The 17,802-nt window shown below is 73.5% G+C and carries 15 protein-coding genes; 8 read left to right on the top strand and 7 right to left on the bottom strand.

What is annotated here, in order from left to right:
• Positions 1-37: 37 nt before the first annotated feature.
• Positions 38-2,614 carry a non-ribosomal peptide synthetase gene (locus IE242_RS29635; protein WP_189864703.1) on the bottom strand — a complete coding sequence of 859 codons (2,577 nt, stop codon included), beginning with the start codon at positions 2,612-2,614 and terminating at the stop codon, positions 38-40.
• 17 nt (positions 2,615-2,631) lie between these two features.
• Entirely contained in the window at positions 2,632-5,175 is a 2,544-nt protein-coding gene (locus IE242_RS29640; RefSeq protein WP_373299617.1) for a Pls/PosA family non-ribosomal peptide synthetase, read from the bottom strand.
• 1,131 nt (positions 5,176-6,306) lie between these two features.
• Here IE242_RS29640 and IE242_RS29645 point away from each other — a divergent pair.
• Positions 6,307-7,464, top strand: coding sequence for a YihY/virulence factor BrkB family protein (locus tag IE242_RS29645; protein ID WP_189864707.1), 1,158 nt, complete (start codon positions 6,307-6,309; stop codon positions 7,462-7,464).
• Positions 7,465-7,564: 100 nt separating this feature from the next.
• On the opposite strand, the gene IE242_RS29650 is transcribed toward IE242_RS29645, so the two are convergent.
• A complete protein-coding gene (locus IE242_RS29650; protein ID WP_373299618.1) occupies positions 7,565-8,407 on the bottom strand; it encodes an NAD(P)H-binding protein in 843 nt (280 codons plus the stop codon).
• A gap of 80 nt (positions 8,408-8,487) precedes the next feature.
• On the opposite strand from IE242_RS29650, the gene IE242_RS29655 reads away from it, so the two are divergent.
• Positions 8,488-9,423 carry an AraC family transcriptional regulator gene (locus tag IE242_RS29655; RefSeq protein WP_189864709.1) on the top strand — a complete coding sequence of 312 codons (936 nt, stop codon included), beginning with the start codon at positions 8,488-8,490 and terminating at the stop codon, positions 9,421-9,423.
• Positions 9,424-9,433: 10 nt separating this feature from the next.
• Positions 9,434-10,126 carry a helix-turn-helix domain-containing protein gene (locus tag IE242_RS29660; protein WP_189864711.1) on the top strand — a complete coding sequence of 231 codons (693 nt, stop codon included), beginning with the start codon at positions 9,434-9,436 and terminating at the stop codon, positions 10,124-10,126.
• Here IE242_RS29660 and IE242_RS29665 read toward each other — a convergent pair.
• The gene (locus tag IE242_RS29665; protein ID WP_189864713.1) at positions 10,123-10,530 is read right to left on the bottom strand and encodes a VOC family protein; all 408 of its coding nucleotides are present in this window, start codon (positions 10,528-10,530) and stop codon (positions 10,123-10,125) included. The genes IE242_RS29660 and IE242_RS29665 overlap by 4 nt on opposite strands.
• A 107-nt stretch (positions 10,531-10,637) precedes the next feature.
• Here IE242_RS29665 and IE242_RS29670 point away from each other — a divergent pair, with 107 nt between their 5' ends.
• Positions 10,638-11,276: a hypothetical protein gene (locus IE242_RS29670; RefSeq protein WP_189864715.1), complete on the top strand. Its 639-nt coding sequence runs from the start codon at positions 10,638-10,640 to the stop codon at positions 11,274-11,276.
• A 20-nt stretch (positions 11,277-11,296) separates the two neighbouring features.
• Complete coding sequence (locus IE242_RS29675; protein ID WP_189864717.1) at positions 11,297-11,944, top strand: ThuA domain-containing protein; 648 nt, start codon at positions 11,297-11,299, stop codon at positions 11,942-11,944.
• Positions 11,945-11,955: 11 nt separating this feature from the next.
• On the opposite strand, the gene IE242_RS29680 is transcribed toward IE242_RS29675, so the two are convergent.
• On the bottom strand, positions 11,956-13,155 hold the full coding sequence (locus IE242_RS29680) for a LacI family DNA-binding transcriptional regulator (RefSeq protein ID WP_229859616.1): 1,200 nt from the start codon (positions 13,153-13,155) through the stop codon (positions 11,956-11,958).
• 305 nt (positions 13,156-13,460) lie between these two features.
• On the opposite strand from IE242_RS29680, the gene IE242_RS29685 reads away from it, so the two are divergent.
• Positions 13,461-15,167: a carboxylesterase/lipase family protein gene (locus IE242_RS29685; RefSeq protein WP_189865030.1), complete on the top strand. Its 1,707-nt coding sequence runs from the start codon at positions 13,461-13,463 to the stop codon at positions 15,165-15,167.
• 45 nt (positions 15,168-15,212) lie between these two features.
• Here the strand turns inward: IE242_RS29685 and mmuM are convergent, their stop codons facing one another.
• A complete protein-coding gene (gene mmuM / locus IE242_RS29690; protein WP_189864719.1) occupies positions 15,213-16,142 on the bottom strand; it encodes a homocysteine S-methyltransferase in 930 nt (309 codons plus the stop codon).
• A gap of 50 nt (positions 16,143-16,192) precedes the next feature.
• Here mmuM and IE242_RS29695 point away from each other — a divergent pair, with 50 nt between their 5' ends.
• Positions 16,193-16,357 carry a hypothetical protein gene (locus IE242_RS29695; protein ID WP_189864721.1) on the top strand — a complete coding sequence of 55 codons (165 nt, stop codon included), beginning with the start codon at positions 16,193-16,195 and terminating at the stop codon, positions 16,355-16,357.
• A complete protein-coding gene (locus tag IE242_RS38950; protein WP_189864723.1) occupies positions 16,354-16,677 on the top strand; it encodes a hypothetical protein in 324 nt (107 codons plus the stop codon). Before IE242_RS29695 ends, IE242_RS38950 begins: the two co-directional genes overlap by 4 nt.
• Positions 16,678-16,740: 63 nt before the next feature.
• Here IE242_RS38950 and IE242_RS29705 read toward each other — a convergent pair whose 3' ends face one another.
• Positions 16,741-17,610, bottom strand: coding sequence for a helix-turn-helix domain-containing protein (locus IE242_RS29705; RefSeq protein ID WP_189864724.1), 870 nt, complete (start codon positions 17,608-17,610; stop codon positions 16,741-16,743).
• Between the last annotated feature and the right edge of the window lie 192 nt (positions 17,611-17,802).

Here is a 17,802-nt window from a genome sequence, read left to right on the forward strand (position 1 = left end):
CCGGCTGTGCCGGCCGTACTGGCCTTACGGGTGCGGATCATGGGGCGGGGGTCTCGGCCCGTACGTCGGTCCCGGCCCGTTCGCCGGTCCCGGGCGGTGTGTCCGTCGCGGTCCCCGGTGCGGTGGGTGCCGCGGCCTCCGCGGCGCCCCGTGTGTCGATCAGCTCCGCCAGGTCGGCCAGGACCGGGTGACGGGCGACGTCCTTGGGGGACACCGCACGGTCCAGGGCGATCGCCAGCTTCACCGCCGACAGGGAGGTGCCGCCGCGGTCGAAGAAGTGGTCTCGCCGGCCCACGCGGGCGGGCGGGACGCCGAGCACCTGGGCCCACGCCGCCGCCAGCCGTTCCTCGGTCGGCGTCCCGGGCGCGGGCGCCGGGAGGCCGTCCCCGGCGGTGCCCAGCTCCTCGGCGAGCGCGGTCAGCTGCTTGCGGTCGATCTTGCCGTTGGCGGTCAGCGGCAGGTGCTCGCGCCAGTGGACGACCGTGGGCACCATGTACGCGGGCAGCGACGCGGCCAGCGTCCGGCGCAGGACCTCGGCGTCCAGCCGCTTCCTGCCGCTGTAGAAGGCGACCAGATGCTCGCCCCGGGCCACCACCACGGCGCCGTCGCGCACGCCCGCCACCTTCAGCAGGGCGTTCTCCACCTCGCCGATCTCGATGCGGAAGCCGCGCACCTTCACCTGGCTGTCCTTGCGGCCCAGGAACTCCAGCTTGCCGTCGGGCCGCCAGCGTCCCTGGTCGCCGCTGCGGTACAGCCGCTCGCCCGGCCGGTACGGGTCGGCGGTGAAGGCCCGCCGGGTCCGCTCGGGGTCGTTGACGTAGCCCCGCCCGACACAGACCCCGGAGAAGACGATCTCGCCGGGGGCGCCCAGCGGCACCAGGCCGAGGTGCTCGTCCACGATGTACACGCGCACGTTGCGCACCGCCCGGCCGAGCGGCACCCGGTCCCCGTGCGGCGGCCGGCGCAGCACCTCGTGGTTGGTGTCGTCCGAGGTCTCGGTCAGCCCGTAGGCGTTGACCAGCGGAATGGTCGGGTGCGTGGCGAACCAGCGCTCGGTCAGCTCCTTCTTCAGCGCCTCGCCGGTGACCGACACGATCCTCAGGTCCGGCAGCGCGCGCGGGTGCTGCTCCAGGTGCGCGAGGACGGCCTCCAGGTACGACGGCACGCACTGGAGCACGTTGACCCGTCCGGCCGTGATCCGGTCGACGTACCGGTCGACGTCGAGGATCTCCTCCTGCTCCACCAGCAGGGTCCGTCCGCCCACCAGGAGCGCGGACACCAGCTGCCACAGCGAGATGTCGAAGCACTGGGGCGCGGTCTGGGCGACCGTGGACCCCTCCTCGATGCCCAGGTCCTCGATCTTGGCGAGGAGGTGGTTGAGCATCCCGGCGTGCTCGCACATCGCGCCCTTCGGCTCGCCCGTGGAGCCGGAGGTGAAATAGATGTACGCGAGCTGGTCACAGGCGACGGGCATGCCCAGGTCGTCGTCGGCGTGGCCCTCGTCGCAGGCGGCGGCGACGGTGAGGGCGCGCACGCCGGACAGCCGGGACAGTGCCGCGTCGAGCGTGTCCGTGCTGCCGTCCTCCGTGAGTACCAGCGCGCACTCGGCGCGGGACAGCGTCTTCGCGATGCGCCCGGCGGGGAAGTGCGGTTCGACGGGCAGATAGACGCCTCCCGCCTTCATCACGCCGAGGACGGCGGCCGTCCAGTCCAGGTTCCGTTCGGTCACCACCGCGACGACGCCCTCGCGCTTCAGGCCGCGCGCGATCAGGGCCCTCGCGATCCGGTTGGCGCGGGAGTTCAGCTCCCGGTACGTCAGCTCCTCGTCGCCGCACACGGCGGCCACCGCGTCCGGGTGGGCCCGTACCCGCTCCTCGAACAGCTCGTGCATGCGCCGGTCCGGCAGGTCCCGGCGGGGCCCGGCCAGTCCGTCGAGTTGCCGGCGCACCTCGTCGGCGGAGAGCAGGCCCTGCCGCCCGTAGTCGGCGTCCGGGTCGAGGGCCAGCGAGGTGAGCGCGGTCACGTGGTAGCCGGCCACCCGGGCCGCGGCCTCCCCGCCGAGCACATCGGTGCGGTGACGCACCCGCAGCCCGATCCGGTCGCCCTGCCGCCGGATGCCCACCCGCAGCACGGTGTCCCCGTCGAGGGGGCCGTCGCCGCCGGTGGCGTCGAGGACCGTCTCGAACGGCGCGCCGTCCAGGCCCAGTTCCTCCCGCAGGTCGTCGACCGGGAAGTCGGCGTACGCCCGTACGTCGGCCGTGACCTGCCGTGCGTGCCGCAGCAGTTCCCGCCACTGGCCCCGCTCGGTGGTCAGCCGGCAGGGCAGCGGACGGCCGCCCGCCACGGCCACCCAGCCGGTGGTGACCTCCCGCTCGCCGGACAGGACGGCGAGCACGCGCGCGTGGGCGGCCAGCAGGACGGAGTCCAGCGGCAGGGCCAGCGCCCGCACCGCCGCCAGGAACCCGTCGGGCAGGGCCACGTCGACCTCGCCCGTTCCGTCCGCCGGAGCCGGTGTCCAGCGGGGGATCTCCGCCCGCCCGCCGGCGGTCAGCACACCCCGCCAGAACTCCCGGGCGTCCTCCGCCCGCCTCTTCTTCGCTTCCCTCAGATCCATCGGTCCCGTTCCCCCGCTCACCGTCGTCCCCGGTCCTCCGTGGCCGGGTTGCCTCCCCACCGCGCGCGCGGCGGTACCTGTTCGCCCTTCAGCAGGAAGGAGTCGGCGGCGAGTTCGGCGCCGTCGCCCATGGTCACGCCGTAGTGGACCAGCGAGCCGACCCCGAGGGTCACGCCGTCGCCGAGCCTGACGTGGTCCGACTTGAAGGTGCCGTCCTCCTGCGAGTGCGCCTGGAGCCTGCTGCCCGCGTTGAGGGTGCAGTCGTCGCCGACCGTGGACAGCGTCCGCTCCGTCAGATAGGCGCCGTCGTCGAAGACCCGCCGTCCGAACCTCGCGCCCATCAGCCGCCAGGCCCAGACCTTGAACGGGGTGCCGTTCAGCACGCCCAGGTGCAGGTCGAGCACCTTCCACAGGCGCTCGATGTGCCAGAAGCGCTCGTCGTAGATGGAGAAGAGCTCCGGCTCCATCGGGCGGAACCGCAGGATGCAGCGCTCCACGAGGGCCCAGTACACGACGGTGAACACCAGGCCGAACGCCATGGTCGCGGTGACCACGGCGAGGGCCGCGGTGCCGTGCCAGTACAGGTCGACGGCGGCGAAGCCGAGCACCGTGAGCACGAAGCCGTGCACCCACCGGAGGCCCAGCATCATGCCCATCGACTTCAGGTTGTAACGGTTCTTCGCACGCAGCCGGCGGCGGAACTCCCGGCCCTCGCGCAGGTGGTCGAAGCGGCTGTCGCGCTCCACCGACCGGGGGATCTCGAACGGGGGCGAGCCGAGCAGCCCCACCCCTTCGCGGACCTCGCCGTCCAGCGGGACCAGCACCTTGGTCGCGAGCAGGCAGTTGTCGCCCGTCCTGCCTCCGGCCGGGTAGGCGATGGCGTTGCCGAGGAAGTTGTGTGCCCCGATCGACGTCCGGCTGACCTTGAACGAGGTGGCCGAGTACTCGGCGTTCATGATCGACAGACCGTCGGCGATCATGGTGCCCCGGCCGACCGAGGACAGGAACGGCGTCTCGTGCTTCAGTTCGGTCCCGAAGTTCGAGCCGGTCTGCTGCACGCGGGACAGGCTGTACCCGAGGGCCTTCAGATAGAACACGATGTACGAGCTGTCGCCGGTCAGCCACTTGTAGAACCTGATGTTGGTCAGGCGGATGATCGTGCGGTGCACCCCGTAGTGGAAGCCGTACAGCGGATACACCCTGTCCGGCTCGATCATCCGGTTCAGCAGGCGCGGCACCGCGAACACCGTGATCGCGCCGACCGCGGTGCCGCCGACGAACAGCACCAGGGACAGGACCAGCGCCTCGACGTAGAACCGCAGCGAGCCGATGTCCCTGGCCTGCGCGTTGACGAGCGCATCCAGTCCGGGCGCCACCTTGAACAGCAGGTACAGACCGCCGACGGCCAGCGGCACCCACAGCAGGAACACCTGGAGCAGGGAGCCGAGGGCGTACCCGGCCCGGCGGAGCGTGCCGCAGGGTGCCGGGGCGACCCGTATGTGGTCGACCTGGGTGCGTTCGGCGGGGGAGCCGTGCCAGCGCTCCCCGGCCGGCACCGACTCGCCCGGGCGCAGCGCGGAGGAGTGGCCCAGCTGGGATCCGTCACCCATCGAGGTGTGGATGTCCAGCACGGTATGCTCGCCCACGAACACGTTGCGGCCGAGGGTGACCGGGCCGGTGCGCAGCCGCCCGGCGTGGGCGTGGTAGCACTGCAGCGCGGAGTCCTTGCGGAGCACCGAGCCGTCGCCCACCGTGAGCAGGTCCGCGGCGACCGGCACCGAGCGGCTCAGGATCGTCACGTCCTTGCCGACGCGGGCACCGAGGGCGCGCAGGTAGAGCACGTACAGCGGATTGCCGATGAGGAGCATCGCGGGGCTGGTGTGCAGCAGCGCCCTGACGATCCAGAAGCGCAGGTACGCCATGCCCCAGAGCGGGACGTCGGCCGGCCTCGCGCGGCCGATCAGCAGCCACTTGGCGGCGACCGGCAGCAGGGTCAGGCCGACGACGAGTATCCCGCCGAAGAGCGCCGCGCGCAGATAGACCCCGCCGGCCGACGGGCCGGTGGCCACCCACTCGTATCCCTGGGTGAGGGCGACCGCGCCGAGCAGGCAGTACGCGACGAAGAAGAGCGCCTGCGCCGTCCCGCACAGGGCGTGGCGCAGCGAGCTGCCGGGGGCGACCGGCTCGGCCGGGACGGGCGCCTGCTCGGGACCCGGGTCCGGGGTCTCGGTGAGGGCGGCGGCCAGGCCGCGGACCGTCGGATGGGCGTAGACGTCCTTCATCGACACCGACGGCAGATCGGACCGCTTTCGGATCCGTGCGCAGAAGTGGGCCATCACGAGCGAGTTGGCGCAGAGGTCGTCGAAGAAGTGGCTGTCGACCGGTACACGGTCGACCCGCACCACTTCGGCCAGCACCTCGGCGAGGATCCGCTCGGTGTCCGCGGGCGTGCCCTGCACGGCGCCCGCGCGGGTGACCTGCCCGTTGTCCGCGCCGCTGTGCTGCGCGGCCGGGGGGCCGGGCGGAGCGGTCGTCGTGACCTCTCCGGGGTTTCCCACCACATGAACTCCTAGTGCATGTTCGTTTCGGCGTGTGTTGTGTGTGCGGCGCCCGGTCGGCGCCGGATCGCGGGCCACCGTGACCAGGGGCCCCGCCGTCGTGGCGGGACCGGGCACCGGCCGTCCGCCGCCGTTCCCGTTCCCGGGCATGCGCGCCCGCGCCCCGTCGCACGGTTCACGGCGCTCCGGTCCGGTTCATGGCGTGTCGGGCCCGGGGCGTGCCGGAAGTGTTTGTCAGGGGCCGTGACAGATCACGTCGCGTCGGGCGCGCATTGCGTCGCACGGGCGGCGGCATGCGGGAGTGTGCGGGAAAGAGGAGTGCGTGGTGCGAGTGAAAGCATTGAATTCTCCGGGACGGTTCATCGTTGAAATACGCCCGGCAGTGGTCGGCGTGGCGCGTAATGACATCACGAACAGGTTTGTCCAGTCGGCGTGTGGAAGAGTGGAACCGGACAGCCACGTGGTTCGGCGCGGAGCAGTACGGGGATGATCCACCCGGATCTCCGGCGGATCACGGGCAACGCTGCAGCTCGGACACGTGGTCAGGTGTCGCGACGTCCCCCGGTGTGCGGCGCCCCTCCCCCTCGGCGGTGGTCCGCAGTGGAATGCAATCTGGATTCTTTCGGTGTATTCGCGAACAGGTCAAGGGAGTCCGGGCAATTGACGCTTTCCTGCACTACGGACGATCTTCCGTAGGGTCTTCCTTGCAGCCCGTGCGTGTGCTTCAACGGGGAACTTCCCCTCCGGTCCGAGCAAACGTCGCCGGCGATTCCACTTGCCGCACCCGCCATATCCGGCCAGCGCGGCCATGACAGAAAGGGCTTCAATTAATCTTCGCCCGGTTTCCCGTGGGTTGCCTATCAATTTCTGCCGCGCGACGCGACCGATGGGATGTCTGCGACCACAACCGAAACACGCGCGGCGGCCGGTACCGGAGGGCCACGACGCCGGCCGCGGACTCCGGCGCACGCGTACGGGACGGCCACGCCACCGGTACCGCCGGGCTCTCCGGCACCCGTACCGGAACAGGTCCGGCAATACGTACCGGAGGGGCCCCCGCATTCGTACCGGAGGGACCCCGGCATGCGTACCGCGAGGTGAGGGCTTGCTGTCGCGGCGGATACCGTAAGAGGCGTGCAGCCAGCAAGTAAGTTCTCCGAGAGCCCCTCCGGCCGTCTCCATCGGGCCCGCGCCCTTTACCGGAACGTCTCCAAGCGCAGGACCGCCTGGCTGCTCTTGAAGGACACGGTCAACTCGTGCATCGAGTACCGCATCCTCGGCCTCGCGGCGGAGGCCGCGTTCTTCACCCTGATGTCCGTGCCGCCGCTGCTCGTCAGCCTGATCGGACTGCTCTACTACGTCGACGCCTGGACCGGCACCGACACCATCTCCAGCCTGGAGAACAACCTCCTGGAGGCCTCCCGCACGGTCCTGTCCGACCGCGGCGTCCAGGAGATCGCCCAGCCGATCCTCGACGACGTGACCGGCGGCGGCAGACCCGACGTCATCTCCGTCGGCTTCCTCTTCGCGCTCTGGTCCGGTTCCCGCGCGGTGAACGTCTTCATCGACACCATCACCGTGATGTACGGCCTCGACGGCGTCCGCGGCATCGTCAAGACCCGCCTTCTGGCCTTCCTGCTCTTCATCGTGGCGCTGCTGATCGGGTCGGTGGCGCTGCCGCTGATGGTCGCGGGCCCGGACGCGGTGGTCAACGTGGTGCCGTGGTCGACGACCGTCGTGCAGATCCTGTACTGGCCCGTCGTGATCGTCCTGTCGATCGTGTTCCTGACGACGCTGTACCACGTGTCCGTGCCCGTGCGCTCGCCCTGGGTCGAGGACGCCCCGGGCGCCCTGGTGGCCCTCGGCATGTGGGTGCTCGGCAGCTTCCTGCTGCGCATCTACCTCACCAGCACGATCGAGGGGGCCACGATCTACGGCTCGCTCGCCGCCGCCGTCGCCGTACTGCTGTGGATCGGGGTGTCCGCCTTCGCGGTGCTGGTGGGCGCCGCCGTCAACGCGGCCATCGACCGGGTCTGGCCGGCCGCCGCCACGGCCGCCGCGCGCGCCGCCAACGAGCGCCTGCGGGAGGAGATGGCCGCCGAGTACGTCGCCCGCGCCGCCGCGGCCCGCGCCGCCGACCCGGCCGATCCCGACGACCCGGACATGCCCTCCGAGTTCCCCGAACGCTGGTCGCGCTTCCTGCCGCCCGAGGACGTCACCTCACGGCTGCGCACGCACGCGAAGACGACGTCGTCCGACAAGCCGGGCAACGGGACGTCCCCGGGGAACTGAGGGGGACGGACCCGGCTCGCCGAACGGGGCCGGTCCGCCGTACGGAGACAGGACTCCGTACGGCGGACCGGCCCCGTGGCCGTGCTGCCGGCGGTGATGGTCAGACTCCCCACGTACCCGCCGCCGCGGCTTCCGCCACGAAGTCCGCGAAGTCGCGGGGCTCGCGGCCCAGCACCTCGCGGACGTCCGCGGTGACGTGGGAGTTGCGGCCGTCCAGCAGGGTCTCGAAGATCTCGATCAGTACGGCCGCCTCCTCGGGAGGGATGCCGAACCCGGTCAGGGCCTCGCCGTACTCGCGCGCGGAGACGGGGATGTAGGCGAAGTCCCTCCCCGCCGCCTTCGAGATCTCCGCGAGCGCCTCGCGGAAACTCAGCGGGCGCGGCCCGGTCAGCTCCAGGGTCCGGCTGGCGTACCGGTCGCCCGCCGTCAGCGCGGCCACGACGACGTCCGCGATGTCCCGCACATCGATGAAGGGCTCCGCCACCTCGCCCGCCGGGAACACCAGCTCTCCCTGGCGCAGCCCCTCCACCAGCGGACCCTCGCTGAAGTTCTGGGCGAACCACGCGGCCCGTACGACCGTCCAGTCCGCCCCCGATGCCTCGACCGCCTCCTCCGCCGGCCGCGCCTGGTCCTCGCCGCGCCCGGAGAGCAGCACCAGATGCCGCACCCCGTGCGCGACCGCCTCGCCGGCCAGCGCACCGATCGCCCCGGCGGCCGAAGGGTGGCCGATGTCCGCGGGATGCATCAGATACGCCGCGTCCGCACCCCGCAGCGCCGCCGCCCACGTCGACCGGTCCGCCCAGTCGAACCCCGTCGCGCGGGACGCGGCCCGCACCGTGAGCCCGGCCGCCTGCGCCGCCGCGGCGACCCGGCTGCCGGTACGCCCCGACGCCCCGGTCACCAGTACCGTCATGTCCGGCCCGCTCTTCGTCATCTCTGTCATGGCACCAGTCAACGGCCGCGCTCCGCAGGCGAACATCGCCGAACGGCTCATTTTCATACGTGCGCGTCTACGCTGCCGCCATGGACCCGCTCACCGGCCTGCTGGAGGGCCCCCGCGCCCGTGGCGCCCTCATGATCCGGGCGTGCTTCGACCCGCCGTGGTGCGTCCGCGTCGAGGACCGGGCGCCCTTGACGGTGATGCTCATGGTGCGGGGCGAGGCGTGGATCAGCCCGGACACGGGGGAGCGGCTGCGGCTGACGGCGGGGGATCTCGCCATCGCGCGCGGCCCGGCCCCGTACACCTGCGGCGACGACCCGGCGACCGAACCGCGGGCCGTGATCCTGCCGGGCGGGGAGTGCACCTACCCCGACGGCCGCCCCCTCAACGGTTCCATGGACCTCGGCGTCCGCACCTGGGGCGACCGGCCCGACGGCTCGGCGGTCCTGCTGATCGGCACCTACCTGTGGCCGGGCGAGGTCGGCGGACGGCTGCTGGACGCGCTGCCCCCGCTGCTGAGCCTGCCCTCCGACGTGTGGCGGTGCCCGCTCACCCCGTACCTGACGGACGAGATCGTCCGGGACGAACCGGGCCAGCCCGTCGTCCTCGACCGGCTGCTCGACCTGCTCGTCATCGCGGCGCTGCGGACCTGGTTCGCCCGCCCGGAGGCCGCGGCGCCCGCCTGGTACCGGGCGCTGGGCGATCCGGTCGTGGGCCGGGCGCTCCGGCTCCTCCACGACGACCCGGCGCACCCCTGGACGGTGGCGTCGCTCGCCGCCAAGGCCGGGGTCTCGCGCGCCGCGCTGGCCCGCCGGTTCGGTGAACTCGTGGGCGAGCCCCCGATGACGTACCTCACCGGCCTGCGCCTCGCCCTCGCCGCCGACCGGCTGCGCGACACCGACGACACCCTCGACGCGATAGCCCGCCGGGTCGGCTACGGCAGCGCCTTCGCCCTCTCCGGCGCCTTCAAGCGGGTGTACGGCGTCAGCCCCCAGGAGCACCGCGGCCGCGCGGCGTAGCCTGGCCCCCGTGTACGCGGAGCGGGCATCCAGGCTGACGGGCGCGGTGGTGTGGAGGAACACCCCCGGCGGCTCAACGGCGCCCGGGGCGCGGCTCGTGCTGCCCGACGGCTGCATGGACCTGCTGTGGCACGAGGGGCGGCTGTTCGTCGCCGGGCCCGACACCCGCGCGTACGCCCCCGGAGCGGCGTCCGGTCCCTGGGCCGGCGTCCGCTTCTCCCCGGGCTCCGCGCCGACCTTCCTGGGCGTGCCCGCGCACGCACTGCGCGACCAGCGTGTCCGCCTCGCCGACCTCTGGCCGGCCGCGGAGGTAAGGCGCCTCACCGCACGTGTGAACGCGGCGGCGACCCCGGCGCTCGGGCTCGAGGAACTGGCCCTGGCGCGGGCGGCCGCCTCCGGAGCCCCCGATCCCCTGCTGCGCCGGGTGGTGGCCGCACTCGACGCGGGGTGCCCGGTCGCCGTGACCGCCGACGAACTCGGTATCGGCGCCCGCCAGTTGCACCGCCGCTCGCTCGCCGCGTTCGGCTACGGCCCCAAGACACTGGCCCGCGTCCTCCGGTTCCGGCGGGCACTCGCCCTGGCCCGCAACGGGGTGCCCTTCGCCGAGACGGCGGCCCGCGCCGGCTTCGCGGACCAGGCCCACCTCGCGCGGGACGTCAGGGGGTTGGCGGGGGTGCCGCTCGGGGAGCTGCTCGGTGTCTAGGCCCCCTGCCGAGGGTTCAGCGGAGCGAACAGATCAACTCCGTTGCCGTCCGGGTCCAGCACGACCGCGTACCGCTGGCCCCACACCGCGTCCCACGGCTTGAGCTCGCCGTGGTACCCGGCGGACACCAACTCACCGTAGACCGCGTCCACCTCCTCCGGGCCCTCGCACAGCAGCGCCAGCGAGGTCCGGCCACCACCGGTGCCCGGCTGCCAACCGGCGTGGAAGGAGCGCACGGTCTCCTCGGTGTCGAGCAACAGCCGCAGCCCCCCGGGGAGTCCGGCCTCGGCGTGCGGCGCGGTCTCGGAGCCCTCGGGGAAGGCGAACCCGAGCCGGCGGTAGAAGGCGATCGAGGCGGCCATGTCGGAGACGACCATGCCGATCGCATCGAGTCGTGGAGTCATGCGGCCACCGTAGGCGCGGTGCGGGGGAGGGGTCTTGAAGGAATCGGACACCGGCGAGGGTGCCGGGCGAGGATGTCTGTGGAACGCCTGTGCGGCAGGATGAGGGCATGATCCGTGCCACGCGCGTGCTGCCGACCCTGACGCTGCTGCCCTTGCTGCTCCTGACGGCCTGCGGCGACAAGCAGGCCGTGACCGGCGACCCTGAACTGGCGCCGCCCGCCTCCCCCGGCGCCGGACTCCGGGAACGGGCCGAGGCGCTGGGCATCGCACCCGAACACGTGTACCTCACCGAGGCGCCGGGCTTCACCCTCGCCGAGCAGTCGGTCGGCGTGTCCGGCGACGACGGCTTCTCCGCCGTCTACTGGTCCAAGGAGAAGGGCGCCCAGCTGCAACTGCGCGTGGAGCGCGGCACGGTGACCGCCGCGAACTGCCCGGAGCAGCAGGTAGGCGAGGGCACCGGCCCCCGCGCCACCTGCGAGCGCGACGGGGACGCCTGGTACCGCACGGCGGGCGCGCAGCACGAGTACGCCGTCCCGGAGGACGGCCACGTGGTCCGGGTCGGTGGTGACACGGCCACCGTGGACCGCGACGTCCTGCGGGCCGCCGCCGAGGCCGTCCGCCGCCCGACCGACGAGGAGGCGGCCCGGATCCTTCCGTCCCCCGCGGCCGGTGAACCGGTCGAGCGCGGCGACCTGCCGCCCGAGGGGGACGGAGCCCCGAACAACGATGTGGGGGTGGGGGGCTGACGCGGCATAGGCTCGCCCCCATGACAGCCCGCATCCTCGTGTACACCCGCACCACCGCCTACCGGCACGACTCCATCCCGGCCGGCGTGGCGGCCCTGCGCACCCTCGGCTTCGACGTCGACGCCACCGAGGACCCGGCGGCCCTCGAGGCACCCCTGGACCCGTACACGGCGGTCGTCTTCCTCTCCACGAGCGGTGAGGTGCTGACGGAGACGGGGCGCGCGGGGCTCAGGGCGTACGTGGAGGAGGGCGGCGGTTTCGCCGGGGTGCACGCGGCCGCCTGCACCGAGTACGACTGGCCCTACTACGGCGAGCTGCTCGGCGCCCGCTTCGCGCGCCACCCCGCGTACCAGCCGGGCAAGGCCGTCATCGAGGACCGCGACCACCCGGCGACCCGCCATCTGCCCGCCGTCTGGGAGTTCACCGACGAGTGGTACGACTTCCGGGACAGCCCGCGCGGCGCGGTCCACGTCCTCGCCACGGCCGACGAGTCCTCCTACGACGGTGGCGGGATGGGCGCGGACCACCCCCTGGTGTGGTGCCGTGAGCAGGGCGCGGGCCGGGTCTTCTACACCGCGCTCGGCCACGCCTGCGAGGCGTACGAGGACCCGGACTTCCGTGCTCACCTGCGGGGCGGCATCCGCTGGGCGGCCGGACTGCCGGACTGACCCGCCGGCCGTCAGCCGCGCGGCGGCGCCGTGCTCGACCGCTCCACCAACCGCGTCGACAACTCCGTACGCGTCCCCTCCGGCCGCTCGCCCGCCATCATCCGGACCAGCAGCCGCAGCGCCGTCGCGGCCATCTCCGACAGCGGCTGGCGCACCGTGGTGAGCGCGGGCGCGGCCCAGCGCGCCTCGGGCAGGTCGTCGAAGCCGACCACGCTGATGTCGTCCGGCACCCGCAGCCCCCGCTCCGCCAGCGCCCGGTACACCCCGAGCGCCATCGTGTCCGAGCAGACGAACACGGCGGTGGGCGGCTCCGGCAGGTCGAGGAGTTCCAGGGTGCGGTGGTACGCGGTGGTCTCGTCGAAGTCACCGTGGCGGACGTACTCGGGGCGGTGCCGTATCCCGGCCGAGGCGAGCGCCGAGCGGTAGCCCGCGATCCGCGCGCCGCCGCACATCCCGTGCCGGTCCCCGCCCACGCAGGCGATCCGCTCGTGCCCCAGTCCGAGGAGGTGCTCGACGGCCGTGACACCGCCCTGCCAGTTCGCCGCGCCCACCGACACCACGCCCGGCGGCGGCTCCACCATGGGGTCGATCAGCACGTGCGGGATGTGGTGCCGGTTCAGCCAGGCGTACTGGGCCGGGGACAGCTCGGCGAGGTTGACCAGGACCCCGGACGACCCCCGCACGGTGAGCCGGTCCATCCAGCCGCGCTCGGGGCTCCCGTCCCGCGCCGCCCGGGGCAGCCCCGCGGAGACCACCACCTCCAGCCCGGCGTCGTACGCCGCCTCCTCCACCCCCCGGAGCACCGCGCCCGACCAGGAACTGTCCAGCGAGTGCACGACGAGATCGATCAGCCCCGGCGTCCGCGCCGCCTCGAAACGGGGTCTGCGGACGTAGCCGAGCCGTTCCAGGGCCTCCGTCACCCGCCGTCTGGTCTCGGGCGCCACGTCCTGCCGCCCGTTGACCACCTTGGACGCGGTCGGTACGGACACCCCGGCCTCGCGCGCCACCACCGCCAGCGTCGGCCCGGCCGCCGTACCGCCGGTTCCGGCACGGGCGACGGCACCGGACGCGCGGGGCGCCCCGCCCGTACGGACCGCGTCACCCGTATGGACCGCGTCGCCGGTACGGACCGCGTCACCGGTGCACACGGCGTCACCGGTGCACACGGCGTCACCGGTGCACACCGTGCCGCCGCTTCCGGAACGGACCATCGAAGACCGCCTTCCCGGCCCGCCCGAGGGCCATCGACGTTCGCCAGCGCTGTTTCCGACAGCGGAGGAACCACCGACAGAAAGCGCTTCCTACCCTAGGTGGGCCACCGGGCGGCGGGAAGACGTCGGGAATCGGACCCGGGGCGGTGCGATGCTCTGATCAGGAAGGCCAGCAGGGTCAGCAAGGCCCAGGAAGGCCAGGAAGGCCAGGGAGACCAGGGAGACCAGGACCGTCATGACGGTCAGGACGGTCCACGAGCGGGAGGAGCCGGCGGGTGAGGACGACGACAGACCTGACAGGGCCCGTGGCCAGGACGCCGTACGGGGACGTGCGCGGCAGACACGAGAACGGGGTCGCGGTCTTCCGCGGCATCCCGTACGCGGCCCCGCCCTTCGGCCCCCGCCGGTTCCGGCCGCCCGTGCCGCCCGAGCGCTGGGAGGGCGTGCGGGACGCGGGAGCGTTCGGGCCGACGGCGCCGAAGCCGCCGTACTCCGAGGCGTTCGCCCACCTGCTGGTCGACCCGGTGGTGCCGGGCGACGACTGCCTCAACCTGAACGTCTGGACGCCGGAACCGGGCCGGGGAGCCCGGCTCCCCGTGATGGTGTGGATCCACGGCGGAGCCCTCACACGCGGCTCGTCCGCCGTCCCCGTCTACGACGGCGGCGCCTTCGCCCGCGACGGCGTCGTGCTCGTCTCGCTCAACTACCGGCTGGGCGTGGAGGGGTTCGGCCTCTTCCCCGACGCCCCGCCCAACCCGGGCCTGCGCGACCAGCTGGCCGCCCTGGAGTGGGTCCACGAGGCGATAGCGGAGTTCGGCGGCGACCCGGACCGGGTGACCGTCTTCGGCCAGTCCGCAGGCGCCATCAGCATCGGCGCGCTGCTCGCCGCCCCCCGGGCCCGGGGACTCTTCCGGCGGGCCGTGCTGCAGAGCGGGCCGCCCGAGGCCACCGACCGCGACCTGGTGCGGCGCATGGTGCGCCGGATGGCGGCCCGGCTGAAGGTCCCGGCGACCGCCGCGGCCTTCGCGGACGTCGACCGCACCGCCCTCGCGGCGGCGCAGGCCGAGGCCGGCAGGCGCAGCAGCCCGGTGCTCGGCGGGCCCGCGTTCGGCATCGTCGTCGACGGCGACCTGGTGCCCCGCGATCCCCTGGAGGCGCTGCTGGAGGACGCGGACGCCCCGGACGGCGGTCCCGCCCGCGACGTCGACCTGCTCCTGGGCTGGACCCGCGAGGAGCACCGGCTGTGGCTGGCCCCCAGCGGGCTCCTCGACCACCTCGACCGGCTGGGCACGGTCGCCCTCGCCGGAGCCCGCGCCCGCTGCCGCTGCGGCCCCGACGTCCCCCGCGGCTACCGCGAACTCCACCCGCAGGCGAGCACCGCCGAACTCGTCGGCCGGCTGGTCACCGACCATCTGCTGCGCGTCCCGCTGCTCCGGCTCGCCGACGCCCACCGCGGTCGCGCCCCCACGTACGTCTACGAGTTCGCCTGGCCGTCCCGCGTGCCCGGCCTCGGCGCCTGCCACGCCCTGGAGCTGGGCTTCGTCTTCGACACCGGTGACGTCCCGGCCGCGGTACGCCTGGCCGGCGAGGGCGCCCCGCGGGAGCTCGCCGAGGCGATGCACGGGGCGTGGGTGCGGTTCGCGGACACCGGTGACCCCGGCTGGCCGGCCTGGGACGCCACGCGCCCGGTACGGATCTTCGATGATCCCGGGACAGGGGCAGGCGGGAACGCCGGCGGCCCGTGCGAGCCCCGGAGCGTCGGCGGCCCGTACGAGCCCGAAACCGTCGGCGGCCCGGGTGAACCCCGCGTCGTCCACGGCCCGTACGACCGCGAGCTCGCCCTCTGGGAGGCCGAGGCGTGCAGATCCTCGCGGGCCGTCCCGGTCGGGCCACTCGCCGCGGACGGTTCGCCGGAGGTCCACCCGCCCGGTTCGCCCCCCTGGGGGGCGGCCCCGCTGTCGGCCGTACGGCGCTTCCGTCGTGCGCGTTCCGGCGGTGTCCGGCGGTCGTGACGACGGTCATCCCGCACCCGTCGACGAGCCGTCCCCCGTGCTCCCCTAGGCCCTCACGGCCCGCGCGATCTCCGTGATCACCCCCGGCCCCACCCGGCAGCACCCGCCGATCAGCCGGGCCCCGGCCCGCAGCCACCCCGCCACCCGCGCGGCGGTGAACGTGGAGCCGCCGGTCCACGCCCGCGCGGCGGCGTCCCAGGTCTCGCCGCTGTTCGGGTAGACGACGACCGGCTTGCCCGTCACGCGGGCCGCCGTCGCGACGGCGCCGTCGACGTCCTCGGGGGCGCAGCAGTTGACGCCCACCGCGATCACCTCCTCCGCATCGGCGGCCAGGGCGAACGCCTCCTCCAGCGGCTGGCCCGCGCGCGTGCGGTCACCGGCGATCGTGTACGACAGCCAGGCGGGCACGCCGAGCCCGCGCACCGCCCGGAGCAGCGCCTCGGCCTCCTCGGTGTCCGGGACGGTCTCCAGGGCGAGGACGTCCGGCGCGGCGGCGGCCAGCACCTCCAGGCGCGGGCGGTGGAACCGCTCCAGTTCGGCGACGGTGAGCCCGTAACGGCCCCGGTACTCCGATCCGTCGGCGAGCATCGCCCCGTACGGCCCGACGGACGCGGCCACCCACAGCGGGCGCCGTCCGGCGGCCGCACCGCCCCCGGCCCGCCGGGCGGCCTCGCGCGCCGCGGCGACGCTCAGCCGCAGCAGCCCGGCCGCGCGCTCCCGTCCGATCCCGCGCCGGGCGAATCCCTCGAACGTCGCCTGGTAGCTCGCGGTGATCGCCACGTCCGCGCCCGCCCCGTAGTACGCGAGGTGGGCGTCGGTGACGGCCTCCGGCCGGTCGGCGAGGAGGCGGGCCGACCACAGGCCGTCGCTCAGGTCGTGCCCCGCGGACTCCAGCTGGTTGGACATGCCGCCGTCGAGGACGAGCGGGCCGCGGGCGAGGGCGTCGGTGAGGGGCGGGAAGGAGCTACTGGCCATGCTACGACGCTACGTGCACACGACAGGAAGTCGCCGGGTACCCCGCCGCGGTGCTGACCATCTCCGGCCCGGACGGGTCCGTGCTCGGCCAGTTCGCCGCCGACGCCCAGGACGCGAAGATCCTGGCCAAGCGCGTTCACGAGATGTCCGCCGACCGCTACGGCCAGGTCTTCGCCGAGGACCTTCGGCGCCTGATGGGCAGGTACCAGCCGTGACCGCAGCGACCGCCGACCTCGGCACCCATGTCCCGAAGGCCCGCGCCCGGGCGCGTGTCCTGGCCTCGCCGGCGTGGTCGCGGCTCCCCGGAGAGGACCGTTACGCCCACCGATCCGGTGTCGAACCCGCCTACCGGACCAACCAGCAGGTCCGCCGCAGCGGCCTGTGCCTGTCCTGCTGGATGCGCGGGAGCGAGCCCGACATCCTGGTCCGCGACGGTGGCGGATTGCGCCCCACCGAGGGCTGGTGGGACGAAGTCGTGCACATCACGGCAACCGTCTTCGACGGCCTGCGCTTCGGTGCGCCCAGCGCACGGTGAGCGACCTTCCCGGAGGCCTGGGTCGAGCTGGACGGCCTGCCGGCCCCGGAACCGGGCGAGCCTCTAACGGTCCGCCACCGGGTGGTCGGCGGCTTGGGCGGCCCATGAGGCGAGGATGCGCAGACGGTCGTGGCTGGGTGTGCCGGGCTCGGCGGTCAGGGTGATGAGTTGCTGGTCGGGGTCGTCGGTGGAGGTGAGGAAGGACCAGTCGAGGGTGAGCGGGCCGACGACCGGATGGTTCAGCGTTTTCGTGCCCGATCCCGGGGTGGCGACACGGTGGGCTCCCCACCAGCGCCGGAAGTCGGGGTCCTGAAGCGACAGCTCGCCCACCAGTTCGGCCAGCCGCGGATCTTTCGGATCCAGGGCGGCCTCCATACGCAGCTGCGCCAGGGTCGTCTGCGCCACCCACTCCCAGTCCGGGTACAGCGCTCTGACGGCCGGTTCGCGGAAGACCAGCCGTACGAAGTTGCGCTTCTTCTCCGGGATCCGCGCGAAGTCGGTGAACAGGGCGGCCGCCATGACATTCCAGGCGAGGATGTCCGTGCGGCGGCCCAGGACGACGGCCGGCGTGGTGGAGAGGTCGTCCAGCAGGCGCTGCAGCTGCGGCTGGACCTTCTGCGTGGTGCGCCGACGCGGCCGGGCGGCGTCCCGACCGGACAGTTCGAACATGTAGGCACGCTCACCGTCGTCGAGCCGGAGGACACGCGCGAGGGTGTCCAGCACCGGTGTGGAGGCCTGGCGGCGGCCCTGCTCCAGGCGCGTGTAGTAGTCGGGGCTGATCGACGCCAGCAAGGCCACCTCCTCGCGGCGCAGGCCCTTGACCCTGCGCCTGCCGGCCGAATCAGGCAGCCCCACTTCGGCCGGGCTCAGCTCTGTGCGCCGCGCCTTCAGGAAGGCGCCCAGTTCGCTGTCGCGGGCGTTGCTGCTGCTCATAGGCACAAGTCTTACAGCCCGCCGGGCCTGTGACAGTGGGCCTGCCGTGTCCCAGGACCGCGGTGTCCGGGGACAGAAGAAGCCCCTTACCCGCCCATGTACCGCGTGTGAGTGTCGGTGACGTGGCCGGCGGACGGACCGCCCCGAGGACGAAGGCCCCGCCGGAGGGCCGGAGGAATCCGCGCCGTCGCG

This window comes from Streptomyces poonensis, assembly GCF_014650915.1.
Classification (GTDB): Bacteria; Actinomycetota; Actinomycetes; order Streptomycetales; family Streptomycetaceae; genus Streptomyces; species Streptomyces poonensis.